This is a genomic window from Paenibacillus piscarius, assembly GCF_022234545.1.
Classification (GTDB): domain Bacteria; phylum Bacillota; class Bacilli; order Paenibacillales; family Paenibacillaceae; genus Paenibacillus_AQ; species Paenibacillus_AQ piscarius.
The window spans coordinates 96,207-115,764 of the sequence record NZ_JAIEUI010000001.1 but is presented as its reverse complement, the minus strand read 5'-3'; the positions used below and the strand labels follow the sequence as shown (position 1 = coordinate 115,764).

Annotated in this window: 17 protein-coding genes; 4 read left to right on the top strand and 13 right to left on the bottom strand. The window is 57.0% G+C overall.

Annotation, left to right across the window (positions count from 1 at the left end; all coding sequences use genetic code 11):
- Positions 1–143 precede the first annotated feature (143 nt).
- A complete protein-coding gene (locus K1558_RS00560) occupies positions 144–1,268 on the top strand; it encodes a hypothetical protein (protein WP_238649430.1) in 1,125 nt (374 codons plus the stop codon).
- Positions 1,269–1,425: 157 nt separating this feature from the next.
- Here the strand turns inward: K1558_RS00560 and K1558_RS00555 are convergent, their stop codons facing one another.
- Positions 1,426–1,620: a YqzE family protein gene (locus K1558_RS00555; RefSeq protein ID WP_238649429.1), complete on the bottom strand. Its 195-nt coding sequence runs from the start codon at positions 1,618–1,620 to the stop codon at positions 1,426–1,428.
- 239 nt (positions 1,621–1,859) lie between these two features.
- Here K1558_RS00555 and K1558_RS00550 point away from each other — a divergent pair, with 239 nt between their 5' ends.
- On the top strand, positions 1,860–2,678 hold the full coding sequence (locus K1558_RS00550; protein WP_238649428.1) for an N-acetylmuramoyl-L-alanine amidase family protein: 819 nt from the start codon (positions 1,860–1,862) through the stop codon (positions 2,676–2,678).
- Here K1558_RS00550 and K1558_RS00545 read toward each other — a convergent pair.
- The 3 genes from K1558_RS00545 to K1558_RS00535 all read right to left on the bottom strand — a co-directional run bounded on the left by K1558_RS00545 (position 2,665) and on the right by K1558_RS00535 (position 5,298).
- Positions 2,665–3,561 carry a divergent polysaccharide deacetylase family protein gene (locus tag K1558_RS00545; protein ID WP_238649427.1) on the bottom strand — a complete coding sequence of 299 codons (897 nt, stop codon included), beginning with the start codon at positions 3,559–3,561 and terminating at the stop codon, positions 2,665–2,667. The two genes, K1558_RS00550 and K1558_RS00545, sit on opposite strands and share 14 nt — an antisense overlap.
- Positions 3,562–3,671: 110 nt before the next feature.
- Positions 3,672–4,787 carry a glycerol dehydrogenase gene (locus K1558_RS00540; protein WP_238649426.1) on the bottom strand — a complete coding sequence of 372 codons (1,116 nt, stop codon included), beginning with the start codon at positions 4,785–4,787 and terminating at the stop codon, positions 3,672–3,674.
- A 31-nt stretch (positions 4,788–4,818) separates the two neighbouring features.
- A complete protein-coding gene (locus K1558_RS00535; RefSeq protein ID WP_238649425.1) occupies positions 4,819–5,298 on the bottom strand; it encodes a MerR family transcriptional regulator in 480 nt (159 codons plus the stop codon).
- 133 nt (positions 5,299–5,431) lie between these two features.
- On the opposite strand from K1558_RS00535, the gene K1558_RS00530 reads away from it, so the two are divergent.
- On the top strand, positions 5,432–6,292 hold the full coding sequence (locus K1558_RS00530) for an SDR family NAD(P)-dependent oxidoreductase (RefSeq protein WP_238649424.1): 861 nt from the start codon (positions 5,432–5,434) through the stop codon (positions 6,290–6,292).
- Between the two features lie 118 nt (positions 6,293–6,410).
- Here the strand turns inward: K1558_RS00530 and K1558_RS00525 are convergent, their stop codons facing one another.
- Positions 6,411–7,355, bottom strand: a complete 945-nt coding sequence (locus tag K1558_RS00525; protein ID WP_238649423.1) for a hypothetical protein — start codon at positions 7,353–7,355, stop codon at positions 6,411–6,413.
- Positions 7,356–7,493: 138 nt separating this feature from the next.
- On the opposite strand from K1558_RS00525, the gene K1558_RS00520 reads away from it, so the two are divergent.
- Positions 7,494–7,823 carry an HIT domain-containing protein gene (locus K1558_RS00520; RefSeq protein WP_238649422.1) on the top strand — a complete coding sequence of 110 codons (330 nt, stop codon included), beginning with the start codon at positions 7,494–7,496 and terminating at the stop codon, positions 7,821–7,823.
- A 9-nt stretch (positions 7,824–7,832) separates the two neighbouring features.
- Here K1558_RS00520 and uidA read toward each other — a convergent pair whose 3' ends face one another.
- The 8 genes from uidA to K1558_RS00480 all read right to left on the bottom strand — a co-directional run bounded on the left by uidA (position 7,833) and on the right by K1558_RS00480 (position 19,503).
- Positions 7,833–9,632, bottom strand: a complete 1,800-nt coding sequence (uidA, locus tag K1558_RS00515; protein WP_238649421.1) for a beta-glucuronidase — start codon at positions 9,630–9,632, stop codon at positions 7,833–7,835.
- Between the two features lie 81 nt (positions 9,633–9,713).
- The gene (locus K1558_RS00510) at positions 9,714–12,038 is read right to left on the bottom strand and encodes a 3-O-beta-D-glucopyranosyl-beta-D-glucuronide phosphorylase (protein WP_238649420.1); all 2,325 of its coding nucleotides are present in this window, start codon (positions 12,036–12,038) and stop codon (positions 9,714–9,716) included.
- Positions 12,039–12,089: 51 nt separating this feature from the next.
- Positions 12,090–14,384, bottom strand: coding sequence for a helix-turn-helix domain-containing protein (locus K1558_RS00505; RefSeq protein WP_238649419.1), 2,295 nt, complete (start codon positions 14,382–14,384; stop codon positions 12,090–12,092).
- A gap of 65 nt (positions 14,385–14,449) precedes the next feature.
- Positions 14,450–15,979 carry an extracellular solute-binding protein gene (locus K1558_RS00500; protein ID WP_238649418.1) on the bottom strand — a complete coding sequence of 510 codons (1,530 nt, stop codon included), beginning with the start codon at positions 15,977–15,979 and terminating at the stop codon, positions 14,450–14,452.
- A 284-nt stretch (positions 15,980–16,263) separates the two neighbouring features.
- A complete protein-coding gene (locus tag K1558_RS00495; protein ID WP_238649417.1) occupies positions 16,264–17,145 on the bottom strand; it encodes a carbohydrate ABC transporter permease in 882 nt (293 codons plus the stop codon).
- A gap of 27 nt (positions 17,146–17,172) precedes the next feature.
- On the bottom strand, positions 17,173–18,093 hold the full coding sequence (locus K1558_RS00490; protein ID WP_274528345.1) for an ABC transporter permease: 921 nt from the start codon (positions 18,091–18,093) through the stop codon (positions 17,173–17,175).
- Between the two features lie 61 nt (positions 18,094–18,154).
- A complete protein-coding gene (locus K1558_RS00485; protein WP_238649415.1) occupies positions 18,155–19,312 on the bottom strand; it encodes a glycoside hydrolase family 5 protein in 1,158 nt (385 codons plus the stop codon).
- 32 nt (positions 19,313–19,344) lie between these two features.
- Complete coding sequence (locus K1558_RS00480) at positions 19,345–19,503, bottom strand: hypothetical protein (RefSeq protein WP_238649414.1); 159 nt, start codon at positions 19,501–19,503, stop codon at positions 19,345–19,347.
- Between the last annotated feature and the right edge of the window lie 55 nt (positions 19,504–19,558).

Genomic DNA, 19,558 nt, shown 5'->3' with positions numbered 1-19,558 from the left:
GCCGCGACAGCAAGCAACAGCCTTTTCAGGGCTTGTCCTCTACAATTACAGTAAGAAACGGAAGCCAGGCCGGTTGCTGTGGCAAGAAAGTCCTGGCCGGGCGGACTCCGCTAACCTTTGGAACAGGAAAGGTGAACGAACCTATGAAGATCACAGCAAGGCAGCAGGAAGCGCTCCGGCGGCTTAGCCGCCTGCTTCTCTGCCTGTCGATTGGATTATCTCTGCTGGTCATAAGTGCTGCCTCTCCCGCTGCGCTCGCCTCAACTAGCAGCCGCGCTACCGTGACCCAGGCTGTCATGCAGGAGACGCTTCCGGAGCTTGCCATGAAGCCGATCCCGGCGCCGGAGACGCTGCAGGCCTTCACGAAGCAGATGATCGGGCAGTTGTCAGCCAATGCTCCTTTTAAGGAGTGGAAGGATGCCGCAACCCAGGTCTACCCTCTGGGCCCGGGGACACGAAGCTGGCTGGTTAATGTAATGAACGGCGGTCAGCGGATCGGTTATCTCATTATCTCTGCGGCGGACGATGGCAGCTATCTGCTTAGTGAATATGGAGCCGGAACGGACGGTCTACCTTACAGTATGAATGAACTGCACCAGTATCTGGTGCAGCAAGGACTTATTTCTGCTAATTCTTCAGGTAAAATCAAGCTTACGGCGCTCTACGCTCCGCTGCTGCCGGTGTGGGAACTTAAGGTCGAGCATAAGACAGTGTATCTTAATGCCTCTGTGCTGGAGGTGTTGCCCTGGACCTCCAAGGAAGCCGAACGGGTTCTGAGCACCCCGCCGGTTAATGGAGCTGCGTTATCCTCCGGGGCGGATCAGCTGCGCGCTCCCCTGCCCGCCCTTCTGGGCGGCGGGCAGGATGATCCGTATGCCGATCTGCTATGGCTGACCGCGCCTGCATTGAAAAACATTAATGAAGCAAGCCTGACCGCCTTGCTTCAGCAGCAGGGCAGCCTCGCCTTCCAGTCGGCCGGACACAACGACACGCTGGGCGCGCCGTTTATGATTACCGGCAGCCAGCGCTGGCTGAAGACAGATGCGGCCGGAGACTCAGCAGCCGGTAATGAAGCTGCGGTAGTCTATGCCGCCGCCGGTCCCGGCGGGCTGCGCTTCCTGCCGCTGGGCGCGCTCCAGCACGCGGGAACCTTCCATGTTCCGCCTGCGCCGTGCAAGGAGGAGCCGCGCTGGGCTCGGCTCCTCCTTCCGGCTCAAGCCGGTAGGTCGGCGGGTGTTGCCGCTCTCCGGCCAGCGAGAAGCCGGTAAAAGGGCAAGTAAAACCGCCTTATACTGAAACAGCCTTCCCGGGTGCCGTTTGAACGGCGCTTGGGAAGGCTGTTTAGTGATGCTTGATGATGCTTGCGTTCGGTGATATCAAGTGCACCTCTGCACCTCATTTCCGCTCAGGGGCCAAGCCGGATCGCTACTCCTTGCCGTCCCCGTCCCGGCTCCACTTGCTGCGCCAGACGGACCAGGCGAGCGGCAGGGTGCCGAACCATTTTTCCGCCCAGGGCTGCTTCTCGGCCTTCCGTCTGGCGTGCACGGCGCGCGGGTTCTCAATATAGACGACGACCTTCTCCGTAATGTACTTCACCAGATCATCTCCGCCGGATGCCATAATGAACACCTCCCATGTTAGCCTGCAGCGGCCTTCCGCTGCTGCCCTTATGCTTATAGTTTGCGCCAATCTTCCGTTCTCTAAACCATTCTCTTATGCTCCGTATAGCTTTGACTGATAAGGCACAATCTAACAGAGATTACCCGTGTCCGATGGGCGCCATTGCTATGCTATGCTGCCATCCGGATACAGGTCACTCCTAATATGATGCTGTTGACAACTGCCAGGGAGGATTTCACATGAGAACCACGGATATATCAGATCAGCATATTGCAGAACGCTTAGAGCAGTCCGGTCCCGGCGGACAGGCCAGAAGTCTTGCCCGGGAGCGGCTGTCCGGCATACACCGGATTATTGCCGCATCAGGACTAATTCTATTGCTGCTGACCGGAGCAGCCGGGATCAGCCACGCTGCCACACCGGGAGCTGCACCTAAAGCAAGTCAGCCCCAAGACCGCCAGCACATGCTTGGGCATGACCAGCGGATTATTCTGATTGATGCCGGACATGGGGGCATCGACGGGGGGACATCATACGGCGATATTCTGGAGAAGGACATTACCCTGGCCATCTCCCGCCGCCTCTTCCTGCTGCTGCGGGCGGACGGCTTCGACGCCATCCTGAACCGGACCGGCGACTATGCGCCAAGCGATGAGAACCTGTGGCTGCGCAGCAGATCACGGCATCTGCGCGATCTGGCCCAGCGCAAGGAGCTGGCCGAGACACTCCCCGCGAATGTCGTGGTCAGCATCCATATCAATTGGGCAAAGTCCCCGTCCAAGCATGGCCCGCTCGTCCTGTACCGCCAGGAAGGACGCAGCTTCCTGCTGGCCAAGACGATCCAGGACCAGTTGAATCAGCTCTACAAGATGAAGACTGCTCCGGTGCCGGGCAAGCCCTTCTATCTGCTCAACAAAATAACCGCCACAACGGTAATCGTCGAGGCGGGATTCATCAGCAGCCCGGCTGACCGGGCGAAGCTCTGTACACCGAAGGGCCAGGAGGAGATTGCCGAAGCGGTGGCGAACGGCATTGCCGCTTATCTTATGGAAGTGTAAGCCGGGAATTCCATTTCCATTCGTCCCTTACCAGGTCAGAGATGCCGACAAATTGCACCTTGCCCTGCATTCCGGCAATGCCGCTGCGGATACCTGCTGCGGTCTCTTTGCCCTGGATGCCGACATGGCCGATCGTCACGCAATACCGCTGATTCAGTGCACGCTCCTGCACCAGCTTCATCTGCTTGGCCACATGGCCGGCCGAATGCACATCATCCAGGAAAATATGGTTCTCCACCGGCGGCAGCCCCAGCTCCCTCGCCATCCGGCCGGCCACCGAGCGGTAGTTGGTATGGCTATCCACGAAGAACAGGCCGCGCTCCTTGCAGACGGCAAGGACTATACCCATGACCCGCTCGTCACCGGTCACCTTGGAGCCCATGTGATTGTTAATGCCAATTGCATATGGTACATTATCCAGCGCGGCCTCAACCCGCTTGCGGACTTCGGCGTCACTCAGACTTGTCAGCACAGCGCCCGGTCCCAGCCATTCCGGCTTGCCCTTCCGCGGCTCCATCGGCAGGTGGACCAGCACATCGAAGCCTAGCTCGTGTGCACGCCGGGCATCCTGCTCGCTGGTGCGCATGAACGGCATCACCGCCACCGTAATCTTGACCGGCAGCTTGAACATCTCTTCCGTTCCGCGCATGTCATTGCCGAAGTCGTCGATTATGACCGCCACGCGGGGCGGCTGCTTCTGCTCCGCTTCTTTCCCAGTGACCGAACCGTTGCGGTCTCCAGGTGCAGGTGAGGAAGTGGCCTTCCCTGCCGAAGCGGCAGACACCATTTGCGGTGCTGACGGGATCAGCGCAGTGAGCATCATCATGATCACAGCCAGCAGATACAGAAGGTTGTGCTTCCCTCTGGAATTGCATTTCTTCATCTATAGAACCTCCTTCGTGATTCAACAATTGTTCTCATTGTTTGGCTCCCGAAGGCGAAATATGTACGATGTGGTCACGCAAAAATTAACAATGGCGGGGAGAGCGGCTTTCACCCGCCATTGGGCTGGCTAAGCAACACTGCTCCCCGGCGGTCCGCTTCAAGCATGGCCTCCAGCACCTGCTGCGGTGTTACCGGGAACGGCATATTCGTCATAGGTGTGTCCGCAAGGGTACAGCCCGCTTCGGCGGCAACCATCAGCCGCTCATGATCCGATCCGTCCAGCCCCAGTTCTCCCAGCGTCACCGGAAGGCCTGCCATCCGGCAGAATTCCGCTGCTTCGCGGATCTCCTCCTCTGGTGCGTCTTCCAGAATCAACTGCACCAGTGTGGCAAAAGCCACCTTCTCCCCGTGCAGCACACCCCGGCATTCCTCCAGCAGCGTCAAGCCGTTATGAATGGCGTGGGCAGCCGCCAGACCGCCGCTTTCAAAGCCGATGCCGCTGAGATAAATATTGGCTTCAACGATATGCTCAACGGCAGCCGTGACACGCCCCGCCCTGACATCCTCCAGCGCTTGCCGTCCATCCGCCAGGAGCGTGTCCAGGCAGGTGCGGGCCAATGCCAGCGCAGCCAGAGTTCCCGTCCCTCCGGTACTGGTTACCGCTCCCGATCTGTGGCAGGCCCGCGCTTCATAATAGGTGGATAGGGCATCACCCATTCCGGCAGCTAGCAGTCTTACCGGCGCACCCGCAATCACCGTTACATCGGCGACGACCAGATCCGGGCTGCGCCGCAGCGGCAAATAGCGGTCGATCTCCCCCGGCTCGTGATAGAGTACCGCCAAGGCGCTGCAAGCGGCGTCTGTCGAAGCAACGGTCGGCACCAGCATAACCGGCAGACTGGCGAAATGGCTAACTGCTTTGGCCATATCCAGTGTTTTGCCGCCCCCGATCCCTACAATCATTCCTTTGCTGCCTTGGTACAGCTCAGCCGCTATCCGCTCCGCCTGCACCTGACTGCATTCGCCTTGGAATACCTGCAGACTCAGCGGTATACACTCCGAATCGAAGCTGCTCCAAATTTCCTGCTCATATTTCGAGAGAATATAAGGATCAACAATCGCACAAGCCTCTTTAGCTCCCATATCCCGGCAATAAGCGCCCAGTCTCGCGATTTCTCCGCTACCCTGTATATATTTTGACGGTGAATAAATGATCTGCGGCATACCTGTATTCCCTCCTACCTCTCATTAATCCTCACACTTTAGCTTTGGCTTGACGGCCTCTTGGCATCTGCTTGCGGTCTCCGGTCAGCTCACAAGCCTGCGGGCCCAGATTACCCTGATCTATTTTGACATCTATGAAGTCAACAATCTGCTGCAATGAAGCAATCTGCTCCAGTATCTTCTGCCGGTGATCCAGAATCATCGTATGAAGCTCAGGATAGTCTGACAGATCGGCATCCATAGACAAGTGCAGATAGGGACGCATGTCATCCAGTGACATCCCTGTTTTTTTGAGGCATGTGATCAGCAGCATCCGGTTCAGATCCGAATCGCTATAGATGCGGTGACTGTTTCCCTTGCGCTTCGCCCGGGGCAGCAGGCCAATCTTCTCGTAATATCTTATTGTATCCTCCGACATACCGGTCCGCTCCGCCGTTTCCTTGATCGAATATCCCTGCTGGAGATCCGCTTCCGCCAGACTCATACAATCACTTCCTTCGATTAGTCTCATCAATCCTCCATTCCATTATATAACTTGGAGCTGGCTCCAAGTCAATGACTCAATTTAGTACTTGACTTGGATTCGGCTCCAAGTTATACAATGAACACCATTCACCACTTTTCCATGAAAAGGAGTAACCAATATGAAATCATCACATCCCACGCGTACAGCGTTGATTACCGGGGCAAATCACGGTATCGGACTGGCCCTGACCCATAGACTTCTGGAAGAAGGCTGGGAGGTCATTGCGCTGATCCGCTCTGCTTTTGCAGAAGATGACCCGCTTGTCGGGCAGGCGCTAAGCAGCAGACAACTGCGGATCTATAAGGCGGATTTAAGCGATTTTGGAAAGTTAAGGAGTGCCCTGCAGGAGATTAACCGCCACGAAGCGCAGATTGACATCCTGTTCAATAATGCCGGCGGCAGCTTCCCCGAGTTACTCCTGTCCAAGCAAGGGCGTGAGCTCCATTATGAGCTGCAGACGGTGGCTCCGTATATCATTACGATGGAGCTGAAGCCCCTCTTGCTGAAAGGCACGCTCCGTACGGTCGTGAATACGTCCTCCAACGCTTTCATGATGAAACGCAGCTTCGACCCGGCTTCTCTGGAGCACCCGGCGAAGTTTCAGATGCTGACCGGCCCTTATGCCGACACCAAGCGCGCCATGTCCTTATGGACAGAGGCAGTAGCCCCGGAGCTTGCAGCCGAAGGCATCCTGATCCGCAGCGCCGATCCCGGAGGCAACAACACCCTTCGCAGCGACAAAAAATCAGGAATCCCCTTCTGGCTGCGGCCGATTACACGCATGTTTTTCCCGGGCCCGGCCCACGGAGCAGGCTTACTCTATCAGGCGGCCCTCGGTGAACACAGCGGCAAGTCTGGGGTGTTCCTGCATAAGAACCGGGTCACCCCGCTGAAATTCTCTGAACACAGCAGCACCATTCTGAAGAATGTGCAAGCCATATACGAGCGGGAATTCGTTCAGACGAATAGCGCACGTTAACGGTCTCTGCCTGCCGGCAAGGCGGGTATCCGGGCACAAGTCAAGCCACAGCCCCTCCATCAGAAGGGCTGTGGCTTGACTATGCGCTGCATCATTTTTTTAACAGTTCAATCAATTTCTATTCGCTCCCCGGCAGCTCAGCCATCCGCCCGAACGCCCGCAGCAGCCGCAGGTTCTCAATGACAATATGCGCCTTCCACCAGTTCTCACTGACCGCAAATTCCCGTTCATACCCCGCCCAGCTCCAGGTCAGGTTCCATACACCTTCAGAATTCCGGGTCTCCAGCAGATAATCCAGCTCCTGATGCAGCAATCCGCCGAGCTCTGCGTATTCGGGGCTATGCGGAGAATGGATGAATGCGGACGGCCTGCAGCTATACCCGTTCCATTCAGCCGCATCCCGGCTGATCAGCTGCACACTCTGCACCTTGAGCGCTTCTCTTAGGGCAGCGTAAGGGAACTCCTCCTGCAATTCCGCCCAGGCGATACATTCCAGCAGGGTGGCTACGCATTTCAGCGGGTGCATCTCAATATTAGGATCACGCAGAAAAAGCTCCGCCAGCTCGCGGGCAATCCCCAATCCGGTTGCATACAGCCCGCTATCTCTCTGAGCATACTTCAGGATGAATCCGGCCAGAATGGCCGTCGGATTGTAAATGCTGCGGGACGTACTATCCGCCTCCGTATGCCACCAGGGAGCATGGGGATGATCGTTATTGGAGGCCACCACGTTCTTCCATGTGCGCTTATCCATATCCGCGCCGCTGTCCAGATAGTTCAGGATTCCCTGCACCAGCGGATGCTCAGTATCTGTGAACTCCAGCTCCAGCAGCCGCTCCACAGCGGTAGCAGTCTGAATCGGGGTGGAATACGGATTCCAGGCATCCGCCTCCAGCGCATGGCCGAAGCCTCCGTCTTCATTCTGGTATGCCGATAGCGCTCCCAGTACCGGCGCAGCCCCGCCGCCCTCCAAATGAAATCTCCACCGTGCCAGGTCCAGCGGACGGGCATTGCGGTACATCCAGCGTCTGATTCCCTCGTATTCCTCAAGCAGCAGCTTCATAGTGCACTCTCCTTATAGCAGGTTTGATGAAGTATTTTAACCGTCAGGCTTTGACAGCTTTGGCTAGTTATCTTTCCTACTATTCTAAGAGTTTTCCAGTATAATACAAGTGAATAAAACTTATTTAGGAGGATATATATGACAGAAGATTTCTATTGTGACGAAGTACTGAGCGGCAAAACAGAAATTAACAAGGTTATCGAAACGGACAATATTCTAGCTTACCACCATACCAGACCCTTTTACCCCGTTCATATTGTAGCCATTCCCAAACGGCACATCTCTTCCCTATTAACCATTCAGACGGAAGAACATGAGCTGCTGCTTGAGCTTATCGGAGTAATCCAGCAGGTTGCAGCCCAGGTAACTGAAGAATACGGAGCGTGCAGAGTGATTACCAATCTCGGTAAATATCAGGACTCGAAGCATCTGCACTGGCATATTTGCTACGGGGAACCACTGAGATAGTTAATCCACCTACTTACCCAATTTTTCCCCCGGATATTTCCCCATCTCTCCCCAGCGGGTGCGGAGCATCCGGGCGGCGGCTTTGGGCTGGCGCTGGCGGGTAAACACGCCCTTCTTGTTCCCGTTAATACGGGTAATTCCCTGTTTGGTGGCAAAATCAGCAAACGCCCACACATGCTCCCCTATCACAAAATCCAGCCGGTCGAACACATTGTGATACCGGGTCAGCAGCTCCTGCTGATACTCCTCAGTGAACATGACGGGCGGGTCCTGATGGAACCCGGCGATGGCGTCGGCCCCGTACTCGGTCATAATCACCGGCTTGCCGAACCGGCTGTACCAGTTCGTCAGCTCCCACTCCACCTGATGCTCGACCAGCTCCAGCGCACCCGGGTCCTGATACCAGGAGTAATAACGGTTCACACAGATGACGTCAAAAAACTGCGCCACCTTACACTTATCCGGCAACGGCCATTGCACGATGGTGATCGGACGCTGCGGGTCCAGCCTGCGCGCGGTATCGGCTAACTGCCGGAAATACGGCACCGCCTCGTCCTGGAACGTGGCTGCTTCATTGGCCAAGCTCCACATCACCACCGAAGGATGATTTTTGTCCCGGGCTATGAGATCACACAGCACATCCTGGTGATGGGTCAGCGTCTCATCATTCGCCTGATCCGGCGTATACACCTTGTCGTTATAATTGAAGAACGTGAAGCCCACGGCGGGCACTTCCCCGATAACCACGATGCCCTCACGGTCGGCCAGTTCAAGAAGTTCTTCGGCATACGGATAGTGGGAGGTGCGGAAGGAGTTGGCGTTGATCCAGCGCAGCAGGTTGAAATCCTTCACGTTGACCGCATGGTCCAGCCCTTTGCCGCGGATATCGCTGTCTTCATGCTTCCCGAAGCCCTTGAAGTAGAAGGGCTCGCCGTTGATCAGGAACCGCGTCCCTTCCACCTTCACTGTACGGATGCCGGTCTGGAGCGGATAATGGTCGGTGAGATGCCCGTCTGCGTCAACCAGCTCCACATGCAAGGTGTAAAGGTAAGCCTTCAGCGGTCTCCACAATCTCGCATTCTCCACCCTTAAGGTGCCTGAGCGTCCCGTCCCGGCGGCCACCTCCTTCCCTTCCTCATCCACCAGCCGCACGCGAACCTCGCCTTCAGCCGCAGAGATTTCAACCGCATAGCCGATGATCCCCGTCTGCCCTTGCACATCTGGAGTGACAGTGATATCGCGGATGTACGCCGCAGCGGTCCGGTACAGCTTCACAGGCCGGTGCAAGCCCGCATAGTTGAAAAAATCATGAAAATACTCCTGCACCCGGTAGCCCTCAGGATGCTTCTCATCGTCAAAGGTGCGGATGCGCCCCGGCGGCAGGGTCTGCCAGTCCAGCACATTGTTGACCACCAGCGTCACCCGGTTCTCCTGACCAGGCAATACCTTCTCTGTTATATCTGCTTCAAAAGGCAGGAACCCGCCCTTATGAGCGGCCACCTCCACCCCATTCACCCAGACTACGGCATGGTGGCAGGCACTGCCGACCCAGAGCATGATCCGCTCCCCGGACCAGGAGCGCGGTACGATGAACGTCTGATCATACCAGACGTCACCGATATGATCGCGCAGCGCCGCATCCTGGGTGATGTCGTTATAGCTGGCGGGCACTGGCATCGGGATCGTATCCCGAAGCGGCTGCGCCTGCCAGTTCTCTTCCCTGCCCCGGTTGTCCGGGTCCGGCTTGAAGCGCCAGATGCCGGACAGGTCCTTGATTTCACGCGTTAATGTATCTTTGGGGAACAGCATGTTTATCCACTCCGATCTCTTAAATTACTTATAGCGTAATCGTCACTCCGGTGAACATTTGGACTTCCGGCCGCTGCTCCGTCAACGCTCCAACTCAGCCGTAACCTCATATACCTGCCCCGCCTCATAAGGAAGCACAGGCTCCGTCCACTCCTCACCGTTCACCGTGACCTTTACCGTCCCGCGGCCGATCCGTTCAGGGTTCAGCACATGAACCCGGTAGACCGAGTCCCGGAACCGGCGCTCGACCCGGTACTCCGGCCACTCGGCAGGGATACAGGGATCGATCACCAGCCTGCTCATCGTAGCGCGAATCCCCAGGGCATATTCGAGCGTGGTCCAGAGCATCCAGCCTGCGGTTCCGGTAGGCACATGATGGCTGGATTTGCCGTAGTTCGGGGAATCGGCAAGACCGAAATAATAATTCGGCACAAAAATCGGTACCTGACCGTTTCGCTCCGGAGGATTATCCGGGTTCGTTGGCAGCGTCCGGCGGAGAGTCTCCCAGGCTTCATTCCCCCGCCCGGCGATGCAGTCGGCGAACGCCTTGAACATCGAGGCATGGCAATAGACGGAGCCATTCTCGGTCGTCCCGGCCAGCTTGAGACTGATCCGGCCCCAGCGCGGGTTCCACCCGCTGAACGGTGGCTCCAGGAGCCGGGGACCGAACGGTGTATTCAGGCTGTCGATGGCCGCCAGACACTGCTCCAGCCGTTCCCCCTCGGCAATGCCGCTCATTATCGCCCAGGTCTGGGTGTTCAGGAACAGCTTGCCCTCCTGATCCCGGGCGGTGCCGAACGCCCGGCCTTCATCGTCGAAGCCGGCCACATACCAGCCGCCGTCCCAGCAGATGCTATTCACTGCTGCCGTCAACCGTTCAGCAGCAGCATTCAGACGCTGCACTGCCGCTGTATCCGAAAGCCGCTCACAGAACGGAAGCAATGACCGGATCGCATAGACCAGCGCCATCGTGTTCCAGGCCGATTCCCCGCGCCCCAATCTGCCCGGCCCGTTAATCGGGTCATTCCAGTCCCCGTCCCCCATCAGGCACAGACCGTGGGCACCGGTCGCACCTGCCATGTAGTCTGCAGCCAGCAGCAGATGCTCATAGATGGTAGCGCTATCATCAGAGTCTTTGAAACCGACTTGGCGATGCAGCAGCTCCGGGTCCCCGTACTGGTTCAACAGCGCGGTGAAACAGATAATCAGCCATACCGGCCCGTCTGTGTGCTTCAGCAGACACAGATTTTTGGGCGGCGAGCCGTCCGTCATAATCCACTGCTGAATGAAACCGCTCTTCTCCTGCCCTTCCAGCACAGAGATCATATACCCGGCCGCACCCTGCGGATCAACCAGGGCATACCCCAGCGCATCCTGCAGCTGATTGCGGACAGGGCAGTAATTCGACATGCGGTTGGTGCGGCTCTGCATGATGATCTGTTTTTGCAGCCAGCGGTTCATAAAAGCATTCACATCCGCATCCGGCGTCTCCACCTGGAAGCTGCCGCACATCTGCTCCCAGTATTCTTCCGTCTCCTGAAGCAGGGACGCGTACCCCTGATCGGCAAGCTCCGCCTTGCTGCGGCGGATATCCTCCAGCGAATGAGCGCAGCCGAGCACGAAGTGCCGCACTGCCTGCTCCCCCGGCTGGAGGAGCATCGTATGCTGGAACGCACCCAGCGGATGCTCCGCCTCGGCCACCCGGCCCGAGCACATACCCCTGCGCACCGCTTCGGGCAGCTCATTCAGATCATCGCCGCCGAAGAAAGCCCGCTGGCTGCAATCATAGGAAGCCGGGGGAGCATCCGGGTAGACATAGACCCTGTTCGTATGGTCATCACAGCCGGCCTTCTGCTCATAGGTCACGTGATACGGGAAGGAATAGCTGGAGACCGTCTGCGACGCTTCATCGAAGTGGCAGCGGCTGCCCATCACGCCCCCGTTCTCCAGCGTAAAGGCGCTGAACAGCGACAGCTCTCTTGGTACAGATCCGGTGTTGCGCAGCGTAACCGTCCAGATCTCCTGCTGGCCTGTGCGCGGGACAAACACATGCACGGACGACCTGATCCCTTGCGCTTCTGAGATGATCTCAGTCGTTCCCAGGCTATGAATACATTCATAGAATTCAGGCTCTGTTCTCAGCGGCTGATACAGCGGTGACCAGACCTCGCCCGTGACCTGATCCTTCAGATAAAAGTAGCGGAATCCCCTTGTTATCGTACGGTGACGAGGCCGGAAGGCCACACTGTCCCCCTGGCCGGTCTGGGATACCTCCGTGTAATACGTGTCGTTGAACAGATAGTTAAACCATCTTGCCGGTGTCCGGGGCGTTGTAATGACATACTGTCTGCCCCCGTTGCGGAATGCACCGTAAGACTTGCCTTGACTTGCAGTAATTGAATTCAAGTGATAAGCACACCTTTCCTGTTCTGCTTCCAGCACCAGGGGGCCGTCGTTTTATTCCATCAGACCCGCCCGGTACTGGCCCGGGGTCATCCCCTCCATTTTGCGGAAATAACGGATGAAGTTCGCCGGGTTATTATATTTCAGCTTCATGGCAATTTCGGTGATCGTCAGATCGGAATCCTTCAGCCATCTCTTGGCTACGTTAAGCCGGTATTGCGCCAGATAATCGGTGAAGCTGATTCCGGTCTCCTGGCGGAACACCCGGCCGATATACTGCGGATGATAGTTCAGCCGGGCCGAGCATTTCTCCAGCGTCAGATCGGTATCGAACGCTTCGGCGATCAGCTGCTTCACCTCTTCCGAGATGCTGGTGAATTGGGTCTCCTGCCGCTGCTTCAGCAGCTCTATGGCCGGATACACAATGGTCTCTCCGAACCAGGTCTCAATATCGCCGGGGCTGTGCATCGCGAGCAGTTCCTCGAACAGCGAGTTCTCCCCGGCATTCAGCAGATGATGGGAGATCCCGGCATCCTGAAGCAGCCGGATCAGGTCCATCAGCAGGCGGACCAGCGACATCTGATATTCCTGATGGTCCGCCTCCTCGCCGGCCAGCGCGTTCATCATCCGCGACAGCAGCACCCCGGCCTGCTCCCGTTCATGCGACTTGATCGCCGCGGACAGCTCATCCTCAAGCTGCTTGGGATAGACGATCTCCTTGCGGCTGGCAGGCTGCACATCCTCTATGAACAGAATGACCTCTTCTCCGAGCCGGGCCCGGTACTTCAGCGCATTCTCACCTTCCTCATAGCCCCGTCCTACCTCGGTCCAGGCCTGGCAGGAACGGCTGATGCCGATGCTGGTCTGCAATTGCAGATAGCTCTTCACAGAAGCCTGCACCTCGGCTGCCCTGGCATACACAGCCTCCTTGAAGGCTTCCTCGGACTGCGAGCTGTTGCCGGTCAGCAGCACCACCGATTCGCGGATGACAATCGGCGGCAGCCGGTCTCCCTCCGGGATGACCTCCTGGGCGATATTGCTGATCGCGAACAGCAGCAGATCACGGTCCTCCTCGGTGAACCTGCTGTGGTCCAGCCGGTCCACCTGCACCAGCAATACCCGCATCAGCGTCCACTTCCCTGTGTATCCGTAGCCGTAATCCTGCAGGCGCTCCGGGATACCCTGGAATCTGGCTTCGCCCAGCATCAGCTTGCGGACGAGGAACTCGGCCAGTTGCTGCTGCTGGCCTGCCAGCTCCACCTGGAGCTTGGACTGGTCGGACAGAATGCCCTGAATGCGGTCGGAGATGGCGATGAATTCATCTTTTTTGGGACGCGGATCCTTGGTGTCGGGCAGCAGGGACCGGTAAATATGCCGCACCGGACTGTACATCCGGCGTGACCCGATCAGCGCCGCCAGCATCGTGGCCGCCAGCACACTCAAGCTGATCAGGATGGAGGTCCGGCCAATCGCGGTAGCCTGGCGGGTGACCGCCGCTGTCGGAATGACCGACACATAGGTCCAGCCGTTATAGGCAGACTTGCGGAAGGAGATGGAGGCCTTACGCTCCCCGGCGGTTCCGTTGAACACACCGGCCGTATCCTCCCGCTCCAGAATCGCAGCAATATACCCTTCGGACGACAGGTCTCTGCCGAGCAGCGAAGGATTGGAATGAGTGATCGCCCGGCCGTCCTCATCGAGAATGAACACACTGCCCGGCCCCGGCTCGTTGCCGATCAGGTCATCGAGCTGCTGGGACGACAGCACCACCGCGATTAAGCCGCGCGGGCGGCTGGCGTTAATCGGCCATTTTTTGATATTTATCACCGCATGATTCAGTTCAACCATCCCGTCCGCACCCTGGATACTGGCCGAATTGCCGCTGAGCCACATCGAGCCGCTCTGCATACCGGCGAACGGGCGCAGCTTCTCCTTCAGCCCCGGCTGACTGTAGGCATCCATGCCGGAGTTCGTAATCAGCCAATCCTGTTCCAGACTGAACAGATAGACGTCTTTAATGCCCAGCTCGAAGGTCTGGATCGAGGAGAGATTTTTGTACAGCTCATGAATCATGTCCATATCCTTAATGTCCAGCTTCGTGGCCATCGCCTTCGTGACCGTGGGCAGCCCCAGCAGCTGCGTGGTGGAGAAATCGATCATCTTCAGCGTCTGCTCCACCCGCAGCTGGCTCTGCCTGAGCACCTGGGAGTTGCGTTCCTCCACCTGCTGCAGCACCGACCGGGAGGAGTAGTGATAGGAATACCATCCCAGGATCAGCACCGGAAAGGAGCCGATCACCAGAGTAAACAGGATTAACTTCAATAAATAGCTGGATATCCGTATCCGCATCACTAACTCCCCCCGCAATCTGCGTTGTTGGTTTCATTTTAGCATATGGGGAATTCCATTCCTGCCTATTTGGCGTTGGCGTTATTGTAAGCCTCCGTGTATTCCTCAATTACCTTGGCGCCGCCGTCCTGCTCCCACTTCGCTACCGCCTGGTTCCACCCGTTCTCGTCCAAATCGCCCATAATGAAGCGGACCCGGGCATCGTCGATGATTTTGCTAAGCTCGGAGCCCCGTTCACTGTACGTGTCAGAAATGAAAGGCTGCACCGGATTCACTACAGCGATCTCCGCATTCTTCTTCCACATCTCATCGCGCAGATGCACCAGCGGCTTGCCGTAGGTCACCACTTTATCTCTCAGCACAGCGAGCTGCGAGGAGTCGCCCATCCCGTATTCCGCGAGCAGCTTGGGATCGGCTGTTTTGACGTAATTTCCGCTCTCCAGTGTGAATTGGCGGCCTTCCAGACCGTTCACCAGCATATTCTGCATATCTTCATCCGACACCTTGTCAAAAAAGTTCAACACCGCCTTCAGCTCCTCCTCCGTCTTCACGGACGTTTTGGGAATCATGAAGAGACCGTAGGAGCCGGAGCCGCCGGGACTGCGCAGCCCTTCCGGGCCTTCCAGCGCGTTAACCATCGTGATCGAGCCGGTTGGTGTTACCTTCTGCACACTTTCATCAATCCCGTTGGCATCATTCAGGTTGGCGATCCATGCCCCGGCCTTGCCTGCGTTGATCATCTGCTTGCCGTCCTTGACCACCGCGAAATCGAGATTGATCAGCTTCTCATCGTACAGCTTCTTGTAGAACTTCATCGTTTCCAGAAAAGCAGGGTTCAGATGCGCCGGGCTCGCCTTGCCGTCCTTGATCTCCCAGTCCGCCGGACCGCCCATCCAGGTCAGCATCGCCCGCCAGCCCGCCGCCACCTGCTGCTCGGCCAGACCGATGGTATCCGCCTTGCCGTTCTTATCCGGGTCATCCTTCACGAACGCCTGCAGCACCTTGTAAAATTCATCCACCGTCTTCGGCTCCTGCAGCCCCAGGTTCTCCAGCCAGTCCTTGCGCAGCATCAAGCCGTCGCGGGCCAGATCGCGGGCCCGGTAGATGCCGTACACCTTGCCGTCAATGGAGATGGCGTTCAGCGCAACCTCATTCATCCGGCTCAGGTTCGGATAATCCTTCAGGTAAGGTCCCAGCTCCCAGAACATGCCGGAGCGGACTGAGTTGACGATGTAGGGAAGCTTCTGGTCCAGCACCAGTACGGCGCTTGGCATCTCACCGGAAGCAATGGTCGCGCTGAGTTTATCCGAATAGGTTGTGGACGGGACCCAGGTGATTTTGAGATCGGTGTTCGTCCGTTCTTCGAGCTTCTGGTAGATTTCGCCTTCCGGGTCCATCGGCTCCGGGTTGTAGCTGGTCAGCATCATGGACATTTTGTACGGTCCGGCAGGCGCTGCGGCTCCGTCTGTTCCTGCGGCGTTCTCTGCCGCCCTATTGACGCTGCCGCATCCGGCTAATGTGCCCAGCACCAGCGCTGCGGACAGCGCAGCCGTTGCCAGTCTGGTGAAGCGTTTTGCCCCTTTGGTTGTGGTCATGGTTGTTGTTCTCCTTTTTTAATTCGGTAGTAGCCATTCTCTTGAAATCCTGCACCAAATGCAACATTTCACGCACCCGATCGTGCTAAATCCAAATTTGTTGCATAAAAGGCAGCATCTCATCTATATCCGGCGGTTTCGCTGGAATAATCTTGTCATTTGTGCAACATTCCTTCTATTCACCTAACTATCCAGGAGTCTAAATTGCAAATTGTGCAACATTTCGCCCAAGCTCAAGCCCAAACCCCCGCCTGCCAATTCAGCCATACTTCAGCTCCCAGCCCTCAGCCCTTCACCGATCCCAGCAACGCCCCCTTGGCAAAATGCTTCTGCAGGAACGGGTACACGATCAGAATCGGGATGGTGGATACGACGATGACGGCCATCTTCACCGCCTGGTCCGGCGGGACGAAGTTGCTCTCCAGCGACGAGGTGTCGCCCAGGCTGCCGCCTTGGGACAGCATGACGATCTGGCGCAGCAGCACCTGAATCGGCCACATCGTGGAATCATTAATGTAGAGAATCGAGCTGAAATAAGTGTTCCAGTGGCCGACCGCGTAGAACAGCGAGAACGTGGCCAGCACCGGCAGCGACAATGGAATGACGATCCGCAGCAGGATGCCGGGGTCGCTGGCACCGTCGATTTTGGCCGACTCCTCCAGGTCCGGCGGAAGCTGCTGGAAGAAGCTGCGCACGATAATCAGGTTGAAGGCGCTGATCGCTCCGGGGAGCAGGAGCGACCAATACGTATCGATCATCCCCAGCTCCTTGACGACCAGGAAGGTTGGAATCATCCCGCCGCTGAACAGCATGGTGAAGATCACCAGGAGCTGAATCGGCGAGCGGAAATCCATATCCCTGCGGGATAGCGGATAAGCCATCAGGCAGGTTAGTACAATATTGATCAGCGTCCCGGTCACGGTGATGAAGATCGTGATACCCAGACTCCGCATCAAGGTACTGGTGGAGAAAATATAATTGTACGCGTCCAGTGAGAATTCTGTAGGGAAGAGAATAAACCCTTTTTCCAGCAGCTCCCGCTGGGTTGCGAACGAACCGGCAACGACATAGATGAACGGGACAATCGTTATGATTGCAATCACCGCCAGCACGATGATATTGAACAGATCGAACAGCCGGCTGGGGATAGAGGTTTCTTTTAACACGGGTACTTCCTCCTTTCGCTATGAGCCTTAGAGAATGCCTTCCTCACCGAAGCGCTTCGCCAGGAAGTTCGAGCCGAACACCAGCACCAGCCCGACCACGGACTTGAACAATCCGACCGCCGTGCTGTAGCTGTACTCTCCCTGGGAGATCCCGGTGGTGTAGACATAGGTATCGAAGACTTCTCCGACCTCGCGGTTGAGCGGATTCAGCATCAGGAAAATTTGTTCAAACCCCGTATCCAGGAAGTTGCCCAGCCGCAGGATCAGCAGAATAACGATGGTGGAACGGATGGCGGGGAGCGTAATATGCCATAGCTGGCGGGTCCGCCCGGCTCCGTCGATTTTGGCAGCCTCGTAGAGCTGTGTGTCTACACCGGCCAGCGCCGCCAGGAAGATAATCGTTCCCCAGCCGGTCTCCTTCCACATCACTTCCCCGGTAATGAAGGTGCGGAACCAGCTTGGACTGAGCAGGAACTGGATTTTCTCGCCGCCCATAGACGCAATCGCTTCATTGACCAGCCCGCCCTCGGTCGTGAAGAACAGGTAGGCAATCGAGACAATGACGACCCATGACATGAAGTGCGGGATGTAGACCAGCGTCTGGATCGTCTTCTTGTACGTCTGCGAGCGGAGTTCATTGAGCATCAGGGCCAGAATAATCGGCAGCGGAAAAAAGAACAGAATATTGTAAGCCGCCAGCACGAACGTATTCTTCAGCAGCTTCCAGAACAGCGGATCGCCGAAGAACCGGTCGAAATGCTTCATCCCGACCCATTCACTATCCAGGAAGCCCAGGAACGGCTGGTAGTTCTTGAAGGCGAGCAGTACCCCGTACATCGGGATATATTTGAAAATAATAAAGTACAGCAGTCCGGGCAGCAGCATGATATATAACCAGCGGTTGCGGACCAGACGCTTCAGTCTCTGCTTCCGGTGGACAGCAGACATTGACGGCCGGGAGGCCGCTAATGGATTTCCCATCTTCCTTCCCCATTTCCGGCACGGAGGATCAGTTATCTATGTCTAGGACCTGATCCTTCAGTGCATTGAATTGCCCGGTTGCCCGGTTATAGACCTGATACCAGCCATTGTCATCCCATACCGACACGGCGAACTGCGCCGATATCGCCTTATTCGCAATCTGCCGGTAGTTATCCAGCAGCGTATCCGTAATGACGCCCCGGTGCTCGTACCCGAATTCGCCCAGATACACAGGAATATCATGCACATCTGCGAATTCACGCTTCACATCGTCCACCCGCTTCAGATGATCGGCCAGATTCTGAAAATACGAATGGTACGTGCCCATCACATACGGGTCTGTGCCTTCACCCGGCAGATCCAGCGGATTGCGGTACGTGTCGTACAGGCCCCAGCCGCTGTTGTAATTGTACCCGCCGAAGATCACGACCCGGCTGGCATGGGGCTGGGTGCCATTCCAGGTGTAGCTGCGGATGGCGTCGTAGGCTCTTTTGTTAAGCTCGATCACACTTGCCTTGGCGGCAGCTCCCGTATTCATACTCAGATGCGGTTCATTGAACAGCTCGAACACCAGCGTGTCCGGCGCGTCCTTGAATAAGGCGGAGATACCCGACCAGATCGTCTCCAGCCGCTGCATATTCGTCTCAAAAGCAGGTTCCCCCTGCACCGCATTCATCGCCCATTCCTCATGATGGGTATTCACAATCAGGATCACCGGTTGCTTGCCTTCACAGGCACGCTGGACGTTCACATCCTTCAGCACATAGTCCACCAGTTGCTTCACAGTTGCCACATTCGGTGCATCGGGAGAGAAATTCCCGGCCTCATCCGCAGTCGAAGCATATTTACTGCCCCGTCCGCCCCAGTTGACCGGAATGCGGATGCTGGTGAAGCCCGCCGCAATGTAAGCATCCACCGCCCCCTTCACATCCGCGAAGCTCTGGCTGTTCCAGTTCCCCTCGAAGGTGTTGCCCAGGTTCGTCCCTCTGCCCATCAGAGCAACCATTTGCTTCGCGGTAAGCGGAGCAGGTCCGGCGGGTCCGCCGGTTTCAGCAGGATCAGCCTGCGCACGGCCCCCGCCTGCCAGCAATGGAACACATAGCAGGACACACAACGCCCAGATCCATACCGCTCTCAATTGCACCCGTTTCATCCGGCTCACCGTTCCAGTTGTTGTCGTTGTCAAATCTCTTGCCTCCTCTGGAAAGCGTATTCATTTCACTGCCGGCCAGTGAGCTTCTGCTCCGGCACAGCAGGGTAAGGCAGCAGCTGCTTGCTCTGCCCCCAATATAGAGGAGTCCGCGAATTGCCGTCTATAGTCATCTTAGTACCACTGTGCGAAGCCTTGCTGCTGCTGGGTTTACAGCACTCGTTCATTCATTCCGCAACCCCGCCATAGTCATATTCTGCCCCCGCAGCAAGCGGCAAAAAA

Bases quoted from the DNA above. Each gene is read 5' to 3' on its own strand.
- K1558_RS00480 (WP_238649414.1), bottom strand. From the start codon at position 19,503: ATGAACGAGTGCTGTAAACCCAGCAGCAGCAAGGCTTCGCACAGTGGT.
- K1558_RS00550 (WP_238649428.1), top strand. From the start codon at position 1,860: ATGAGAACCACGGATATATCAGATCAGCATATTGCAGAACGCTTAGAG.
- K1558_RS00520 (WP_238649422.1), top strand. From the start codon at position 7,494: ATGACAGAAGATTTCTATTGTGACGAAGTACTGAGCGGCAAAACAGAA.
- K1558_RS00540 (WP_238649426.1), bottom strand. From the start codon at position 4,787: ATGCCGCAGATCATTTATTCACCGTCAAAATATATACAGGGTAGCGGA.
- K1558_RS00490 (WP_274528345.1), bottom strand. From the start codon at position 18,093: ATGTCTGCTGTCCACCGGAAGCAGAGACTGAAGCGTCTGGTCCGCAAC.
- K1558_RS00555 (WP_238649429.1), bottom strand. From the start codon at position 1,620: ATGGCATCCGGCGGAGATGATCTGGTGAAGTACATTACGGAGAAGGTC.
- K1558_RS00535 (WP_238649425.1), bottom strand. From the start codon at position 5,298: ATGAGACTAATCGAAGGAAGTGATTGTATGAGTCTGGCGGAAGCGGAT.
- K1558_RS00530 (WP_238649424.1), top strand. From the start codon at position 5,432: ATGAAATCATCACATCCCACGCGTACAGCGTTGATTACCGGGGCAAAT.
- K1558_RS00560 (WP_238649430.1), top strand. From the start codon at position 144: ATGAAGATCACAGCAAGGCAGCAGGAAGCGCTCCGGCGGCTTAGCCGC.
- K1558_RS00505 (WP_238649419.1), bottom strand. From the start codon at position 14,384: ATGCGGATACGGATATCCAGCTATTTATTGAAGTTAATCCTGTTTACT.
- K1558_RS00500 (WP_238649418.1), bottom strand. From the start codon at position 15,979: ATGACCACAACCAAAGGGGCAAAACGCTTCACCAGACTGGCAACGGCT.
- uidA (WP_238649421.1), bottom strand. From the start codon at position 9,632: ATGCTGTTCCCCAAAGATACATTAACGCGTGAAATCAAGGACCTGTCC.
- K1558_RS00545 (WP_238649427.1), bottom strand. From the start codon at position 3,561: ATGAAGAAATGCAATTCCAGAGGGAAGCACAACCTTCTGTATCTGCTG.
- K1558_RS00525 (WP_238649423.1), bottom strand. From the start codon at position 7,355: ATGAAGCTGCTGCTTGAGGAATACGAGGGAATCAGACGCTGGATGTAC.